The following is a 17837-nucleotide window of genomic DNA, read 5'->3' as shown; positions in this document are numbered from 1 at the left end:
GTAAGTATCCGCCGGTAGAACCGGCGGTTTTAATTTCGCCCTATAAGGGCACTTTACCAACGAAGCCCCTAAAGGGACCTCTAAATTGACCGCCAACCGTTTACTCTCCCTACTTATCTTTAAATGGATCGACGTATTCTCGTTTGCTCATATTATCTCGCAAACGGTCCTCTGCTTCTTGCTCTCGTATATACTTTGCAATTGTTTTTTCGTTTAATCCAACCGTACTTACGTAATATCCTTTCGCCCAAAACGTTCGATTTCCATGATTATATTTTAAATTTGCATGTCTATCATGGATCATCAATGAACTTTTACCTTTTAAATATCCCATGAAATACGAAACAGACATTTTCGGTGGTATTTTTACCAGCATGTGTATATGATCTGGCATGGCATGTGCTTCCATTATTTCTACATCTTTCATTTCACATAGTTTTCTCAATATAGCACCTATATCTTTTCTTAATTTCCCATATACTACTTTCCTTCTGTATTTGGGAATAAATACGATATGATACTTACAATTCCATCTTGGTCGAGTAGATAAGGGGAGTTTCACCCCAAATCTCTCACAGAACCGTACGTGATAGTCTCCCATCATACGGCTCTTGTCATCTCACTGGCATATAGCCCACTTTCCAATGGTAGAATCTTTCCGGATTTGACATTGCTATACGGGGTACAGCCAACATTTCGGAAATTTTGTACGCTAAGCAAATTTTGACACAAAAAAAGCCAAATACCTGTACGTTAAGGAATTTGGCTTCAGATACAGATTAATTTTTATTTAAGGGTCTTAGCATATTAGCTGGTAACCTATTTGAATCAAACTTATATTCGCCAAGAAGATTAATATGTTCCCAACCTAGAGGTGAAATATGTGGGAGTAATTCTTCTTTTAAGGCATCATGTTTCTTTAATTCTTTTGTTGCTTCACCCAAATACACTGTATTCCAAACGCTAATTGCATTTATTAATATATTTAAAGCACTAGCTCTTTGTAATTGATCTTGCATGCCACGTTCTCTGAATTCCCCACGTTTACCAAAAAATAAGGCTCTAGCCAATCCATTCATGGCTTCTCCCTTATTTAACCCACGATGTATCCTTCTTCTTAATGTTTCATTCGTAATATAGTCAAGAATAAAAATTGTTTTTTCAATTCTTCCAATCTCTCGAAGAGCTGTGGCAATTTTGTTTTGTCTTGCATACGAACCTAATTTCCCCATCATTAATGATCCAGAAACTCTTCCTTCCCGAATTGAATGGGCCAGCCTTAATACATCATCAAAATTTTCTTTAATAACCTTCGTGTTAATCTTTCCCCGTAGTATGACTTTTATACTCGGAAAATCATCAGGAGACGTAAGGGTATATAATTTTGCGTCGCTTATGTCTCTCAATCTTGGAGCAAAGCGAAATCCTAATAAATGACTTAATCCGAAAACTTGATCCGTATAACCAGCTGTATCTGTGTAATGCTCCTCAATTGAAAGGTCGGATTCATGGTGTAATAATCCATCTATCACGTGTACGGCATCTCTCGCATTCGTGTTGATTACCTTTGCATAAAATGAAGAGAAATGATCACTTGTAAATCGATAAATGGTTGTACCTTTTCCCGTTCCATAATGTGGGTTTGAATCTGCATGTAATGATGATACACCGACAGGAACACGCATACCATCTGAAGATGAAGTTGTTCCATCTCCCCAATATGAAACCAAAGAAAGACGGTGCTGATAATTTACTAACGTTGCTTGAGCACGATTCATCGCATCTTCATGTAATCTCCATTGCATAACATTAGCCATCTGGCGATATGATATATCGGGAGTAGCCTCTGCCATTTTAGTTAATCCAATATTTGTACCCATAGCCATTAACGTTGCCATTATAACAGATTTTTCCTCACCTTTAGGTGCTTGATTGGAAGAAGCGTGAACAAAGGACTCCTCAAATCCAGTCCATTCAGCTACTTCCATTAATAAATCAGTGAGTTTAACTCTTGGAAGCATTTTATAAAGAGATAAGCTAAAATTTCTAGCTTCTTCAGGTGTATCTGCTTGTAATCTCTCAACATGTATCTTTTGTTTTTTTATGTTGATACTTTCGATATTATCAATATTTTTGGAAATCCATTTAAGTTTCGTATTTAAAGTTTCATATCTTTCTGATATATACTGATCAAAATTCACATTAACAGCTATATTAGTCCCTTGAACTTTTGCTTTTCCCCAATCGTCTTTTGGCACTAGATATTCTTCAAAATCCTTATGTAATCGACTACCTTCAACCCAAACATCACCAGAACGGATATAGTTTTTGAGTTCTGTTAAAGCAGCCATTTCATAATATTGACGGTTAATGTTTCCTTCATCATCAAAGACATGCTTTTGCCAACGTTTAGGAACAAAATTCAAAGGCGAGCCTTCAGGTACTTTCCTTTTTCCAGAATTATTTAACTCACGTATAGTGCCTAATGCTTTTAATAAAGGTTCTGCTGATTTAGTAGATTTGAATTCTAAAGAATCCAATAGGCTTGGAGTATATTTCCTTAAATAGTTATATCGTGTTTTTATTAAATCAAGATAATCGTAGTCCATTGGTCTTGATAATAATTTAGCTTCTTCAATCGATTCTACAATTTTTTCCCAAGGCATTACCTGCTCTAATGCCAAATAAGGATCGATCCCTTCCTCTTTGGCTTTAATTAAAGCCGTTCCTATATCTGCATAATGCACAACTTTTTCATTTACTGACTTTCCATTTTGTTTTTGCATTTCTTCTTGACTTTTTCTACCTTTTGCTTGTAACACCATCATTTGTCTATCATGAATCTCAATGGCATGATCAGTTAAGTCTTGGGAGAGAGTGATTAAGTGAGCAACTAATAATGCATATCTTTTATCTTCTTTAAATCTTCTAAAAGAATGGGGTTCATATCTCGCCCCAATTCGTGCTAATTGTAAAAGTCTATTGGGGTGGATTAATCCCGTATCAGCTGCAATGTTCATTTCTTTAATGTACTTTAATCTTTTTATTACCTTTAAAAAAGAATCCGGTGACGACTGTCCGGGAATTTCTCTAAGCCAAGCTAATTGAGTTTTATTATTATTTACCGTTAAATCAATCAGTTTTTCTAGTTCACGTTTATTTCTTTCAGAAAGATTACTTATTAGTTTGGCATATATTTTTTTCTCTGCACGTGTTCTAGCTAACCAAACCATCCTCTCGATTGTTGGTTCAAATTCTGATAAATTATTAAGGTTTAATATTTCTTTTCGCTGTTCTGGTGACAGCAATTCTTTCACACTCAAGTTAAATCAATCCTTATAATTAATTTTGAAATTCCTTAATTTCCCTATTCAAAAATTCTGAATCATGTTCTGATAAGCAGTAGTAAGAAGCAAGCTCCCATTCGCTTAGGAGGGATCATTACCTCTTGTCGTTGGTCTATTGTAAGAATTTCTTTTCCATGCAAGATTTTCACGCTTTTCTTTGGTTTTCATACTCCTTTACCCTTCGATAAAAAGTATTAGGCTTTAAATTAAGACGCTTCATTCCTTCCGTCGCAGTGATTAATCCAGACTTCCATTCCGAATACACTCGAATGAAGTCCTCATTAATTTCGTACTTACGACGCCCGAATCGTACACCGTTATTCTTGGCCACTTCAATTCCTTCTGCCTGACGCAGCTTATTTTTTTTACGTTCTTGCTCAGCGACATAGGAAAGTAAACTTAAAAATTGGTCTTCCATTAATTTTCCAAGATCGCCCATAGTTCGAAATTTCCTACTATCAAAAAGGGTTTCATTTTCTAGGACTACAATATCTGCATTCAGCTCCCGAGTAATATACTTCCATTCCCGAATGATACCATCGTAATCCCTTCCTAATCGGTCCAGTGCATCAAGGTACAATAAATCCCCTTCCCGAATAATTAGAAGCATCCCTTGATACTGTGGTCGGTTAAAATCCTTTCCACTTTGCTTGTCAATAAAGATATAACGTTCTTCAATTCCAAGCTCCCGAAATTTTTTAAGCTGTCGTTCCGGGTTTTGGTCCTTAGCTGAAACACGAGCATATCCAATCTTCAAAATTAATAACCCCTTTCCCCTTTCTATAAAACTATTTATCAATATATGTCAAAAAGTATATCAATAAATTGAAATGTTTCAAAATTAAAAAACACACTTTATGACACGGTAATATTAACTGTTTTCTAACGTGTCACAAAGTATGCTTTTTGACAAAAATTATTAAAGGGGGTAGCGTTGGTGGGACCCCGTACTGGGGAAACGTAAAAACAGGAGTAGCAAAAGCTACTCCTGTTTTTTTAAAGCATCTACAAGTTGCTTAGCGTCCAACATTGACATGCCTTTTTCTTCTCTTAGATACTTTATAGTCTTAATGTCACCAAGAGTTTTCAATTTCTCCTGTGCTAAGGCAATTAATTCATCATTGTTTTCACTAGGCTTTGCAGTTTCCTTTCTTAAAACTTTAACCTTATTAGTTAAAACAACAATATAAATTAAGAACGCTACATTAAGAATGAATGATGTGATTAAACTCCAGATCAAAATGATACTCCTATCATTTTAAAAACCACATTCATTCCTTACGTTTGTAAAACCTGATAATTCCGCAATAAGGGCTGAGGGAGTTGCTACTTTTTCACCTGCTGTTGTAGCACCTACCAGTAGTTTTGCAGTTTCCCATGCTCCTCCCAATGCTTTAACATATTTCTTTATCTTAGTAAGTCTTGCAATCGGTATTGCATTCATAACAAGCAATTCGCTAATTGCCAAACTACAACTCCATACACTTTGTGTGCGAATTCTAGGTAAGGTCTCCATAAAATATTTTTTGATTTCTTCTGGGGATCCTTTTTCCAATAATTCATCAGGAATATGCTCGATAGCATCTAGCGCCGGTAAAAGTTCATCTGCGGTTGCTCTGCTCATTGGTGGGTTTTTTAGATTAACATTGCTTTCTACACTCTTAATTATACCACCTTCCAGTAATTTTTTTTCAATGTATGATTCATTCCTGAAAGTTACTCTTGTTTTCCGAAGAAATTATTCCCTCTTAAATAGTAAGTAAGATATATTGTAAAGTATAGAAAAATGTGTAAATTTAGTGTAGTATTTTAATAGTGTAAGAGAAAAAAGAGAGAAGAGGTAAACCTATGGAAAAACTTTTAAGGAAACTCGGGTTAACGATCATGGTAAGTGTTCTGTTATTTAGTGGTGTATTAGCATTTGTACCAAATGTATTTGCAGCAGAAGGAATTAATGAAGTTTATGAAGAAGGAGATGCAGTATGGGAAGATAACTATGATGAAGAGCCAATAAACGCCGCTGAAAGATATGCCTCTGATAGATATAGTGCAGAAGAGATAGCTATACTTTCTCAAATTGCTTATGAAAAATCTATTAATGAGAGTGAGGCTGGCGAAGGGAAAATCGTTCCGTTTGGAGCTAAATCAAAAGCTGTTATAAAAGTTTCTCAGTTACTTTTAAAAGGTGGAGATGAAGTTATTGATGCAGCTAGAGCCTTCAAAATTATTGATTCTGCCACTGCAAGAACATTTAAAAGCAATAGTGTAAAGATAGGGAATTTTTTGAAGAAGTTTGAAAATGCAGGGGCCAACGCAGCTAATGAAGTTCGTACTCAGCTTCCTGTATGGTTTAAAGATAACACAAGGGTTAGCAAAGGAGTAGCTGAAAATATATCAATCGCTGTAGCTTGGGCAATTCGCGGTGCTGATTGGTTATTTTTTTAGGAGTGAAATAGTATGGAAAATGAAACTGTTAGTGAATGGTTAGGAAGTAAAGGATTATCTAATACTGATATTGATTTCATTGAAACAATTTTGACTTTCACATCCACAGCAATTGTACTAGAGTCTAAAACAGAAGATATTAACAAAAAATTTCAAGCGACTTTTCCGGAAAAGAAAGCAAAAATCATGCCTGATTTAACCTACCAACAGTTTGAAGAAATATTACAAGATAATGGTTTGTCAGTCAATTTAAGCGAACTGTTGAAAAGGTTTAGCTCACAAGGTATTTGTGTGGAACTCTGTGAAAAATTGTTAAGAAAACAAGATGATAATTAACGGGATTAAAAATCTAAAAAAGGAAGCAAAGCGCTTCCTTTTTTTGTTACATATTCTAGCCTATCTTAGGCTAACTAGGGATACCAACAAAACCGATATGAACATTTTACTGTTGGACCCCTTAAAGTAAGGAAAATCGAATTTTATCATGTCGAAATTTGCTTAGCGTACAAAATTTCCGAAATGTTGGCTGTACCCCTATACGATACAAAAGATGTTGTGATTTTATATAGCTTCGTCTAACCTTTTTCCTTGTTCTTACTAACCATCTTGTCAATGTTAGATTCACATAATTTATACCTTGTCTAAATGCTTCACTTGGAGTGTATTTCATAAAGTAATTCATCCATCCACGAATGATGGGATTTAGTTTTTGTGACAGCAGCACTATATCAGTTGTATTCATTTCCTTTATTACATTTCGGATTTTCTCTCTAAAGTTTTTCCCAGCTTCTTTACTGACCGCAGGTGTAAACCCCATAAAGTATATCCCCTTTTGGCTCTTAACCATTCTCTGCCTAAAGCAATATCCCAGAAAGATAAATGAATGATTATCTGATTCCAACTGCCTATTATCTCTTTGACAGAAAACGATTTTGCTTTTCTCAGGATGTATTTCCAAACCAGCATAACCCATCTGTTCTATCAATCTGTCAAGTACATACTCCGCTTGTTTTCTGCTAACACAATGTATCAGTCCATCATCTGCATATCTCTCCCATGGACAATTTGGAAAATTTCTTACCATCCAATCATCAAACATATAATGCATAAATAGGTTCGCAAGAACTGGACTGATTACTCCGCCTTGAGGGGTTCCCGATTTTCTTTCAAAAATCTCTCCGTTTGGCATTTGAATGGATGTATTTAGGCATCTTTTAATATATAAAATAATCCAATTATCTTTCACATGATACGCTATCAATCTCATCAATCGTTCATGTTCTATATTGTCAAAGAGTCCTACGATGTCAAACTCTACAACCCATTTCATACGAAAACATCGTTTTCTCGCTTGTCCCACTGCGTCCAATGCAGATTTTCTTGGACGATAACCATAGGAATCTTCATAGAATATTGGTTCCACTAATGGCTCTATCCGATTTCTCAGAACCATCTGTGCCACACGATCTTCGATCGTTGGTATTCCTAACAGTCTCATTTTCCCATTCTTCTTTGGTATTTCCACTCCACGCACCGGCTTAGGAAAATAGCTTCCCGATGACATTCTATTCCAGAGCTTATAAAGGTTGTTTTTCCAATCTTTATCAAACTCATCTATTTCTATGCCATCTACCCCACCTGCGCCTTTGTTTGCCTTGACTGCCTTATAGGCATTCAGTATTTCATTCTGTGAAATCCGAAATGATTTCCCCTCTTTCATAAAATCCTCCCATTTTTTTTGGTTGTAATATTCAAGAAGTTTAATGACAGAACCCCTTCGCTCCACTGACATTACATCAGCTTCCCCACTACTACGAATTCTTCCGCACCTGTACTGCTCATCCCTACTTTCATACTCGCATATTTGTAAGCTTGTATTTTTCGGTTAACATAGCAATACAAGATTCTCCTGTTCCTCCCAAGAGCCTATGCCACACTCCTGTAACCTCAACACCGACAGCCATCTATCCAGTAAACAGGTTTCCGATAGATTTATCCCAGCGTCCACACAATACTCTGGTTTTGACTATACTTGTAAGTCTTAACGATGCTTCATCAGTTCTTCACTCTCGTTCAGCTTTGTGGCACCCAACTGACAGTTTCTTTACTGCCTTTTCCTCATACGCTCAATACCATAGCTTTTGACTACAGCACCTATGGGTGTTTTGCAATCTACACCTGTATGTCGATTGCGGAAGACCTACTTCCATCTCTTAGAAAGCATTGCTTTTGGGTTACTATAATTCTTTCAGCATCCTCTAGCATTCAGGACACACTATGTGATAAACTATTGTCGCTCGACATGAGCAGAACTCCTCTCGTTATTTGAAGTTGGTTTGACGGCCATCTTCTATTATAACGATTGGAGTTTTTTTCTAATACGACTCTACAAGTTTTATTTTCACACAGGCAGAGCCTGTGGTTTAAAAAGAGTAAAGTAAGTATCCGCCGGTAGAACCGGCGGTTTTAATTTCGCCCTATAAGGGCACTTTACCAACGAAGCCCCTAAAGGGACCTCTAAATTGACCGCCAACCGTTTACTCTCCCTACTTATCTTTAAATGGATCGACGTATTCTCGTTTGCTCATATTATCTCGCAAACGGTCCTCTGCTTCTTGCTCTCGTATATACTTTGCAATTGTTTTTTCGTTTAATCCAACCGTACTTACGTAATATCCTTTCGCCCAAAACGTTCGATTTCCATGATTATATTTTAAATTTGCATGTCTATCATGGATCATCAATGAACTTTTACCTTTTAAATATCCCATGAAATACGAAACAGACATTTTCGGTGGTATTTTTACCAGCATGTGTATATGATCTGGCATGGCATGTGCTTCCATTATTTCTACATCTTTCATTTCACATAGTTTTCTCAATATAGCACCTATATCTTTTCTTAATTTCCCATATACTACTTTCCTTCTGTATTTGGGAATAAATACGATATGATACTTACAATTCCATCTTGTATGTGATAAACTATTGTCGCTCGACATGAGCAGAACTCCTCTCGTTATTTGAAGTTGGTTTGACGGCCATCTTCTATTATAACGATTGGAGTTTTTTTCTAATACGACTCTACAAGTTTTATTTTCACACAGGCAGAGCCTGTGGTTTAAAAAGAGTAAAAAATCAATAAAAAAAGACTAAGTACAATTAACTTAGCCTTTTTTATTTAAAAGTACCTCTTTATATGCTTACCAGTATTGATCCAACTAGAGTAAAAATAGATACTATTACAATTGTATTCAAAATAACGTTTTCAGATTTTTTTGTTTTAAGTAAAAACATTAAAACCACCTCAGTTCATTTATGTACCTTTATTATAAAACAATATGACAGAATTTTCAATCTATTATATTATTCTTTAAAGGATTATTTAGAAAGTTTTGAACCGAGTATTTGCCCTCTTCAAGAATTCTTTCCTGTTCCCTTAGCGCTAGTTCATATTTTTGCTCCGTTTCAGCTATTTCTTCTTTTATACTATTTAACTCTTTATAATAGCCATCAATCTTTTCTTTTAATAACTCAGTCTTACTTTGAACAGCAGCTTCTTGCTTTTCTTTAAGTTGTTTATCTACTTCTATATTAATAAGTTCTTCTTTAGAATCATTTTTAAATCTACTAAAAAAACCTTTTGGTTTTTTCTTTAATGAAGCAACTAAAATTTGGTCTTGCCTTTCCAAGAGATAATTGCTCATAGAATCATTTTTAAGTTCAGTAACCTCGGATTTAGCATCAGCAATTTTTCTATCAATGTTTACTGACTCAATTCTTAAATTACTCAACATTTTCTCATATGATAATAACAAAACCGTTTGCTGCTGCATTTTTACTAACAATTGATTATTAAACTTATAAGAAGCTTCAACAAATTGAGATAACTTTTTAAGATCGTCATATAAAGGTGTATTTTTACTAGAAGGAACAGTTGTAGTTTTATGACCTAACTCAGTTAGTATTTCAGTTGTAGACAACCCCCCTATATCTATTAATATAGAGACTAAATGAATTTTAAAGATAGTATAATAACTTAATTTATAATATCTCCCTTGTTTTTCCGGCTTTATATAAATATCACTTAGCTCATGTCTTAAGTAATATCTTATAGTTGCATCAGCACGTCCAATAAATTTACTTGCTTCTACTGTATCGTAAGTTCGTTCATTACTCATACTTAAAATTTTTTCAGTCCAAATATAATCTTCTAATTCACGAATAATAGCAACATTATAAAGAGGATCAAGTTTAAATTCATCTTCTAATAATTCTCTCATAGAAATTTCACTCATTCACCGCACCTCCTACCACATTATATTGTCAAAAATGACACTTTACAATTGATTTTACACGGAAAGAACCAAAAAATCAAAGGAAGTAAACGATAATTTTACATACCATCAATGCAAATTACGCTTACATAAATCATCATCTTACAGCAATTCTATATAAACTTTATAAAATACTTTTGTAAGCATTACGTAAAATAAATATAATGTTACATAAAATTTATATCATAAATACGTAAGGCTTACATAAGTACATAAGATTAATATATAAATTACATCATTATTACGTAGTGTTTTCATTGGTAAAACCCATAGAGTACGTTAATTTCATGTTAATATACACTTTATCTATAAAACTCAACGTAAACATCACATAAAACAACCATTTACATAAACTTTCTCTTATAAAGAATGCGCTTTCCAAAAGAATTCAAGCGAATAGGGGAAACAAATAGATTATAATAGTATTATTGACTATAAATTAAGGAAGTAATGAGATGAATAATTATTTAACGAAAGAAGAAATTGATATAAATAAAATCTATGATTATAATTTATATCCTGACAGGATCAGTGGTAGATGCGACAATTGTAATATGGCACATTTTAAAAGTTCTATATCAAAGGGGAAACTACTTAGGGAATGCCGGAACTGTTCAATGAAAAAAAGTATCTAAGTCAAAAAAAAGCAAAGAATAGGACGATTCTTTGCTTTTTTTATCTTATTTTAATTCATTCTCATTTATTTGTTGTAAAATATCATCAATATCTATATCCTCATCATCAGTAGAAGAGGCTATTTCTCCAACCGATTCTTCAAAAAGATCTTCCACTCCTAGTTCTGCAGCCAGTTCAGAAAGATCAAAATCATCCTCTTCGTTAGTTTCACTAATTTGCTCAATGCCTTGGGACATATAGGTTATTTGTTTTTGTCTTTCTTTAAATTCGTTATATTCTTCCACTAATCCCTTAGCCAATCGCTTAGGAAATGCCTCCGCTTTAAAAAATGTATAAACAGTTACAGAAAAATCATTTTGTTCTTCAATATAACCAGAAAAAACAGTACCGTTTAGGGGTAATTTATTAATAATTTCATCTCTAGCATCATCAATAAAAGAACTACCAACTTTTAATTTTGAATCAATAATAGCTAAAATCCCTATATGGTGAATTTTGGCCATTTGATTTGTCTCTGGATTAATCAATTCTATAGGATCGTGAAAGCTATTTTTATCGAGAGACTCAGAAAACATTTTATTAATATCATGACCATTTTTTATTTCAGAAGCAGGTTTAGTTACCTTACTTATGAATAAACAACCTTGATGTTCTAAAATTGTTCTTCTAAAATCAGCACTATCAAAAGTAACCGAGGTTCCACCACCAGTAGTAGCAGTATTTAGTTCATGAAACTCTTCAACTAGTTTAATATTTGCATAGTCTCGGTAATTTTCAATTCCTTTTCTCTCATTTTCTAGTAAACTATTGAACTCTTCATACATTAGTTGGTTATCAGGATAGACTACAAATGCTACACCTTTATTAGGGTTTTTGGCAATATCGTCAATTTTTTTAGTGAAATTATTTACTTGTCTTAATACATCAGGACCATCCGCTCTAGTAGGGATAGTAGCCACTACACCAATCTTTGTAAATCGTTTACGAGCAATTTTAGTAGCTTCAATTAAGTATTTTTTTGGCTCTTTTTTTATTTCATCTATACCATATTTTTCTTTTAATTTATTAAACTCTTCTTGAATTTTAGGTTTATTGTTATATTCATAAAATTCTTCAATTGCCTTTACGATAGTAGAGGTACCCGTTCCGCCACCTAGACCAGCAAAAAACATTACTAAGTCGTCAGTCGGTCTAACTCTATCTTTTATGAAACCTTTTAGTTGTTCTTTAACTTTTTCATTTGTTTCTAAAATTTGCATTGCCTCTTCAGGATTTTTACCTAAACCACCCAGCTCTAGACTCTCTCTATTATTGGGAGTGATGTGCTTTAATCCCGCTAAATCACCATCATTACTGTTTAGTGCTAAACAATTATATACAGAAGTGCCATCAGCATTTTTTATAGCTGCAAATTGATCTGCCATTCTTGAACCGGCTTGTCCAAACCCAACCATAGTTATGTTAATAGCAGGTTTATTTTTTGTGAACGTTTTAGCCATTATCTCATCTCCTTATTTACTAGTAATCTTCTTCATCCATAAAGTCTTTGAATTACTTGTTTGCCGCGAATAGTTAAAAACAAATGCTTATATGGTGGAACAGCTTTATAATATATCAACGACATTGCTAACAAACGCTCAACTATTTTTTCCGCTTGTTTTCTATGTATGTAATCATCCTTGGAAACAAATGAATAACGTTTATTTTTTTCAACTCTATGTTTTCGTTCTACCTGTACTTTTTCAGATATTTCTCCAACTGTTACAATACTGTCCTTTTCGTTCTTTGCAATAAAGAGAAATACTTTTTTTAATACTGTGTCATTAGATATTAAATCGGTGAACAAATCTAATGTTTCTGGATCAAATTTTGTATTTTTATATTTTTGATGAAGCTCTAAGTCCAATATTATCCTCCTTTACTAAGATATTCTTATAATTTAAATATATAATAACCAATTAAAGTTACTAATTCAAGTGTCTACACTTTTAATAAATAAATTTACAAATGAAATACATCTCACAAACCCAATAATATCAACGTTTTACTCATAGTTACTAAAATAAGTTACTGTATAGATTGATTATAAGTTATCTCACTTTATTTTCATTAATTATTGCTTAAAAAAATAAATTTAATATTATCTAAAAGTCACAAATTAGTATTTTTAGTTATTTCGCTATCATTTAAAAGTATTTTTTATATTAAACGATTAATATAGTAACTATATTTAGTAACTATATTAAAAACCTTATATGACTTGATATTTTTTATATATTACAAGTTCTATAAGTAAGTAACAACCGATATGGTTACCACTATTAGTTACTACTTATTTAATTTGTTTTTTTTGGTGGATTTACATCTAAATTATATAAGCACTGCAAATACCAATCATATAAACCAATGTTTTACGTAACTCTTACATCAACTCAATAAACAATTTCCTTACTCTAAATATACTTTTTACATTAATCAAACATAAACGAGAGATTAACATGGTTTCTTCTAAAATGAAGACTTATAAGTCAGTTTATTCGCAATTAGATTACTAACTCGAATATAGATCACTCCCATTTTCATTGTCCTTCACCTATAAAATTTAGATGAAACAGTTCATTTTTTATTCACTTTTTTATACACTCGTGATTATATAAAAAATGCTGACTTTTTTAATTAATTTCAACTGCTTACGGATATCCTATTACGGATAAGGTTATTTGTCCGTGAGCGGACATCCTTAACAGAGGATGATGTTAACCCTTGATAAACTTATATTTTTTTAGGTTTTAAAACCCCAACTTCATATGTTTTTAGAGTTAGATAACACACATCATTTTATGTTTTTTGTACTCTAATCAAAATTAATTTTTTACAGTAGTTATCTCGAGTTTTTTTACTAGTAATTAATTTAAGATTAGTATGCCTAATGAATGAATAATACTAATATTTATGCATAAAACTCTAGTTGTTAGGATCATCCCAAAATGATATACTAGTCACAGTTTAATAATACAAAGGGAAAAACCCTCAAAATGATGAAGATTGATTCTTCACTATTTTGGGGGTTTTTCTGTTTTAAGGAGGAGGAAATTTGGAATCAGCCAGAGTATGGTATGGATTTGATAATGAACATGAAAAAAGAAAAGGAGCCTGGATAAATTCAACTGATTTGGAGCTATTATCACTTATTTGGACTAACCGTTATTTAACTAATAAGCAATTAACCAAATATGGTAATCAATTATTTGGATATAAAGGGGATTCTATTCAAAAGAAATTAAAGAGGTGGTCAAATTACGCTATTGTAAAAATAGAATATCAGTCCGTCCTAAATAAACCACCTATATCATGTTATTACTTAGGAAAGAATGGTATAAACATTTTAAAACAAGAAGGAATTATTAAGGAAGAAGAAAAAGCTATAAATATCAATAATTACATTAGAAACTCTTCTCATTATTTAGGAATTCAAGATGTGGTTATAGATACTCTCATAGCTTTAAAATCAAATAGGAAAAACATAATTTCAATACATCCCAACAAAGATACTTACAAAAATGAAGTTGGTGGACCATTTATTGTCCCTGATTGGGTATTTAGAAAGGGTAGTCGCACTCTAAATATTGAATATGACACAGGTTTACAGACAATGACAAAAATCAAAGAAAAAATAAAAAATTACATCAAATTAAGTAAACACAAACCTGAAGAAGAACATTATGTATTAATATCAGTTGCTGATAACAGCAATATCTATACAGTAAAGTATTATGATGATAGAAGAACTAGAGTTTTAAATATAAAAGACACCATAATTCATAAAGGCGCTGATAAGATATCTAACCTTCACTTTTATGTTACTACAGCTAGTCGCTCACCAATTATTGCAAACAATATATTAAAAGGAATTTATCCATTTGATAAATCTACTTTTAAGTCCGAACAAGAACTTTTTGAACTATCAATGGAAATAAGCAATTCTAATTATCAATTGGTGCCTCTTGCAAAAAAGGAAATATTTCATAATGATAGTTATAACATTGGAGAGATAGCACAATATGAATTGATTCATAAAGAAAGAACCAATTCAAAACAAGTTTTAGTTTTGAATATAGTGGAAGAGGCAAGTGTTGCTGCATTAAACAAAATAAATTATCTAGAAGAAGAAAACAAAAATAATAAATTTAAACAAGAGGTTTCACACCTTCTTATTGTTTATCAGAGTAGATCTGAACTAGAAAATGACATTGTAATGAAAAATTATGAAACACTAAAATTTACAGATACTAAAAATTGGCCATTACTTCTCCAAGGAGAAAAGCAGCTAACATTGGAGAAGAAAAAGGGGGGCAGAGTACTTGAAAGAACTAAAGGTTCATCCTAAGCTCCCTGGGATCACTATTTTAGTTACTGGGTTAGTCTCTGTTTTTTTATCAGTTAGAAGTATTTGTAACTATCTTTTCTTAGTTATTGGGCAGTTTTACAATAGTGTTCCTAGCTTCGTTTTATTTGGTAACAGCTTAAGTCCAGGCTTAATTGGTTTTCTTACATGTACAGTCTTCTTGATTATCTCTTGGTTAGTAAGTACAAAATATGAAAAAACACAAAAAAAGTTGTGGAGAAGCCTATGGTTTTGGAATATGTTCATTGGAATAACAGCCTATTATATGTGGTTAATCACAGCACCTGTTTATAATACGCTCATTCCTTACCTAGGAAATCTTATCAATAGCATACATGTAGATAATATTTGGTTTAATGTAGCTGTTGGGGATATTAACACTTTGTTTTACACTTTAGTTTTTACACCTTCTATAGTTACAAGTATAATTTTAATTTGGCTGGGTGGACAATATTCCCAATACTCTAAACAAATTAAAGAAGCATTTGAAAAATTTGAATTTAAAAATGTATATTTACAAAAATGGTTTAGAAATAGTAAAGAAGAGGTTTGGCCAGACGTTGTTCTAGGTCCCGATTCTCAAACTAAAGAACTTATTATTCAACCTGGTAAAGATAGATCATTACATAATGGCATATTCGGACCACCAGGAACAGGTAAAACATCAGCATTAATATTACCTATCATTAATCAGGATTTGCACTGGCTAACAAAATTTATCAATGTATTTCCTAAAGTCTCTAAATTATCCAATTATAAAACGGAGGAAATAAGAGGAACATATTTAAGTAGTATTAGTATAATTGAACCATCTAACGATTTGTGTCAGAAAGCATTTCAATTAGTTAAAGCTCATGATATACCTGAAGAGGCTGTATTCTATATTGACCCTACGAATCCCAATACACCATCTATTAATCCCATGCAAGGACCAGTTGACCAGGTAGCCGAAGCATTTGCAATGGTAATGGATGGAATTCAAGAAGGGGGAACAGGAAACTTTTTCTTTCAACAAAGTCAAAGAAACCACTTAAAAAACTATATTTATCTATTAAAATTACACGACCCGTCTACAGAGGCACAATTTGATACTTTATTAAAAATGTACAATGATCCTCAAATTGTTAGGCATATGCATTTAAAGTTAAAGGAAACTATCCCTAAAGATTATCACCTTATTAAAGATAGGGATGAACGAAACCATTGGGATATCGTAAAACAAATTGATAATTGGTTTAACATGAACCATATTCCTAAAACTAGTCGAAATGGAGCTAATGAACAAGTTAAAGAAGGCGAATACTATGGGGAAACAGCTTATTTTGACGCACAAGGAGAATATGTACAGGGGCTAAGAAACGTTCTAAATGATATAGGAGCAAATAAACTGATAAGACGCGTACTATTTGATAAATCAGAGTTTTCTTTTGACGAGCACTTAAATAGAGGCGGTATATTATTAGTCAATACGGCAAAAGATGATTTAGGAGGTCTTTCTAACGTTTTAGGGAAGTTTGTTTTGCTAAGCCTACAGAATGCTGTATATAGGAGAACACCTCTAACTAGTACTTTTGCACATATAATCATCGATGAATTTCCAGACTATATTTATTTACCATTTAAAGAATTTATATCGCAAGCTAGAAAATATAAAGCTATTATTACTGTTGCAGCACAAACAGTAGCTCAATTGGCAGACAAATACGGAGAAATGTACATGCATACTTTGTTAACTGGTTTTAGACACAAAATGGTTTATGGAGATATCTCTTATTTTGACGCACAATTATTCTCAAAATTATTAGGAGAAGAGGATAGTTATGAAGAAGGGAAAAACGAACAGACTGTTAGCCCTCTTCAAGAAGAACCTGTTATGCGATCCGGTAGTAGCTATCAACAAAAAACAGATGTCATTCTAACACCAAATAAGTTAATTTTTCAGGAGCCATTCCAAGCTGCTGTGAAAACAGTTGTTAATAATAAACCGATACCTGTACGGCAGATTGATGCAAACTTTGTTCCAAAGGCTGAATTTAAAGAAGCGAAAGTAAAAGTAATCCAGGAAAGTGCTAGTATTTGGTTAGAATCAAAATCCTTAAATACGGAATTGTTTCACGAAACAGATAAAGCGCTATCCGAAATAATTGATATACCACTTCAAGAGGAAGAAGCATTAATAGGAATTCCTCTTCCAGAAAAAGATGCTGTAGAGGATATAGAATTAGAATTAGTTGAATTTGATAGATACCCTGATAAATATTTATCTAAAAAGGAAGCGATAAAAGAAGAAGCATATAAAACGCAGCCAATATCACAAAAAGGAACTTCTTTAGGCGAAAAAGCAATTAACATAAATGATGAAGTGGTTGACCTTGATGTATCAAGCTTATTTTCCAAAAATTTACCACCTTCGAATGAAGTAGCTAATCAGTCAGTATTAGATGAAAAAGAAGAATCATTCTATAATGATTTAATAAAAGAAATTGATGATACTACAAAAGAGGGGGAAGTTGAGAAAAAGGAAGAAGGAAAATCTAGTCCTTTTGACTTTATTACTCCATTTTCTGATAAAAGTTAAATATATCCTAGGTAATTTTCAGTAAGTATTGAAAAAATTAAAAATATAGGTTAAAATTCCAATAAGTTAGTAAACATAAAAAACAAATA

14 protein-coding genes are annotated in these 17837 nt (G+C 32.8%); 4 read left to right on the top strand and 10 right to left on the bottom strand.

What is annotated here, in order from left to right; all coding sequences use genetic code 11:
- Positions 1-109 precede the first annotated feature (109 nt).
- The 5 genes from tnpA (NX902_RS25590) to NX902_RS25570 form a co-directional block, all read right to left on the bottom strand.
- Complete coding sequence (gene tnpA / locus NX902_RS25590; protein ID WP_371474081.1) at positions 110-601, bottom strand: IS200/IS605 family transposase; 492 nt, start codon at positions 599-601, stop codon at positions 110-112.
- A gap of 178 nt (positions 602-779) precedes the next feature.
- Positions 780-3233: a Tn3 family transposase gene (locus NX902_RS25585; RefSeq protein WP_445668883.1), complete on the bottom strand. Its 2454-nt coding sequence runs from the start codon at positions 3231-3233 to the stop codon at positions 780-782.
- 259 nt (positions 3234-3492) lie between these two features.
- Complete coding sequence (locus tag NX902_RS25580; protein ID WP_047185750.1) at positions 3493-4104, bottom strand: recombinase family protein; 612 nt, start codon at positions 4102-4104, stop codon at positions 3493-3495.
- Between the two features lie 225 nt (positions 4105-4329).
- On the bottom strand, positions 4330-4587 hold the full coding sequence (locus tag NX902_RS25575; protein WP_061794319.1) for a hypothetical protein: 258 nt from the start codon (positions 4585-4587) through the stop codon (positions 4330-4332).
- 18 nt (positions 4588-4605) lie between these two features.
- Positions 4606-4971, bottom strand: coding sequence for a hypothetical protein (locus NX902_RS25570; protein ID WP_061794320.1), 366 nt, complete (start codon positions 4969-4971; stop codon positions 4606-4608).
- 224 nt (positions 4972-5195) lie between these two features.
- On the opposite strand from NX902_RS25570, the gene NX902_RS25565 reads away from it, so the two are divergent.
- Positions 5196-5792 carry a hypothetical protein gene (locus NX902_RS25565; RefSeq protein WP_047185752.1) on the top strand — a complete coding sequence of 199 codons (597 nt, stop codon included), beginning with the start codon at positions 5196-5198 and terminating at the stop codon, positions 5790-5792.
- A gap of 12 nt (positions 5793-5804) precedes the next feature.
- Positions 5805-6128 carry a hypothetical protein gene (locus tag NX902_RS25560; protein WP_047185753.1) on the top strand — a complete coding sequence of 108 codons (324 nt, stop codon included), beginning with the start codon at positions 5805-5807 and terminating at the stop codon, positions 6126-6128.
- Positions 6129-6249: 121 nt separating this feature from the next.
- Here NX902_RS25560 and ltrA read toward each other — a convergent pair whose 3' ends face one another.
- From ltrA to NX902_RS25530, 5 genes are all read right to left on the bottom strand, one after another.
- On the bottom strand, positions 6250-7512 hold the full coding sequence (gene ltrA, locus NX902_RS25555) for a group II intron reverse transcriptase/maturase (RefSeq protein ID WP_341123832.1): 1263 nt from the start codon (positions 7510-7512) through the stop codon (positions 6250-6252).
- Positions 7513-8338: 826 nt separating this feature from the next.
- Positions 8339-8794: an IS200/IS605 family transposase gene (gene tnpA, locus NX902_RS25550; RefSeq protein ID WP_095330205.1), complete on the bottom strand. Its 456-nt coding sequence runs from the start codon at positions 8792-8794 to the stop codon at positions 8339-8341.
- Positions 8795-9145: 351 nt separating this feature from the next.
- Entirely contained in the window at positions 9146-10090 is a 945-nt protein-coding gene (locus tag NX902_RS25545; protein WP_341123833.1) for a hypothetical protein, read from the bottom strand.
- 719 nt (positions 10091-10809) lie between these two features.
- Positions 10810-12264 (bottom strand): cell division protein FtsZ, encoded by a 1455-nt coding sequence (locus NX902_RS25535; RefSeq protein ID WP_341123834.1) that lies wholly within the window; start codon positions 12262-12264, stop codon positions 10810-10812.
- A 32-nt stretch (positions 12265-12296) separates the two neighbouring features.
- On the bottom strand, positions 12297-12671 hold the full coding sequence (locus NX902_RS25530) for a hypothetical protein (protein ID WP_144545552.1): 375 nt from the start codon (positions 12669-12671) through the stop codon (positions 12297-12299).
- Positions 12672-13859: 1188 nt separating this feature from the next.
- Between NX902_RS25530 and NX902_RS25525 the strand changes: the two genes are divergently transcribed.
- The gene (locus NX902_RS25525; RefSeq protein ID WP_341123835.1) at positions 13860-15152 is read left to right on the top strand and encodes a replication-relaxation family protein; all 1293 of its coding nucleotides are present in this window, start codon (positions 13860-13862) and stop codon (positions 15150-15152) included.
- Positions 15127-17748, top strand: coding sequence for a type IV secretory system conjugative DNA transfer family protein (locus NX902_RS25520; RefSeq protein WP_341123836.1), 2622 nt, complete (start codon positions 15127-15129; stop codon positions 17746-17748). The genes NX902_RS25525 and NX902_RS25520 overlap by 26 nt, the downstream gene beginning before the upstream one ends.
- The last annotated feature ends 89 nt before the right edge of the window (positions 17749-17837 follow it).

Origin of the sequence: Niallia sp. FSL W8-0954 (assembly GCF_038005605.1) — a bacterium.
Classification (GTDB): Bacteria; Bacillota; Bacilli; order Bacillales; family Cytobacillaceae; genus Niallia; species Niallia circulans_A.
Note: the sequence above shows the minus strand (reverse complement) of the source record. Positions and strands in the feature narration are given on the sequence as shown.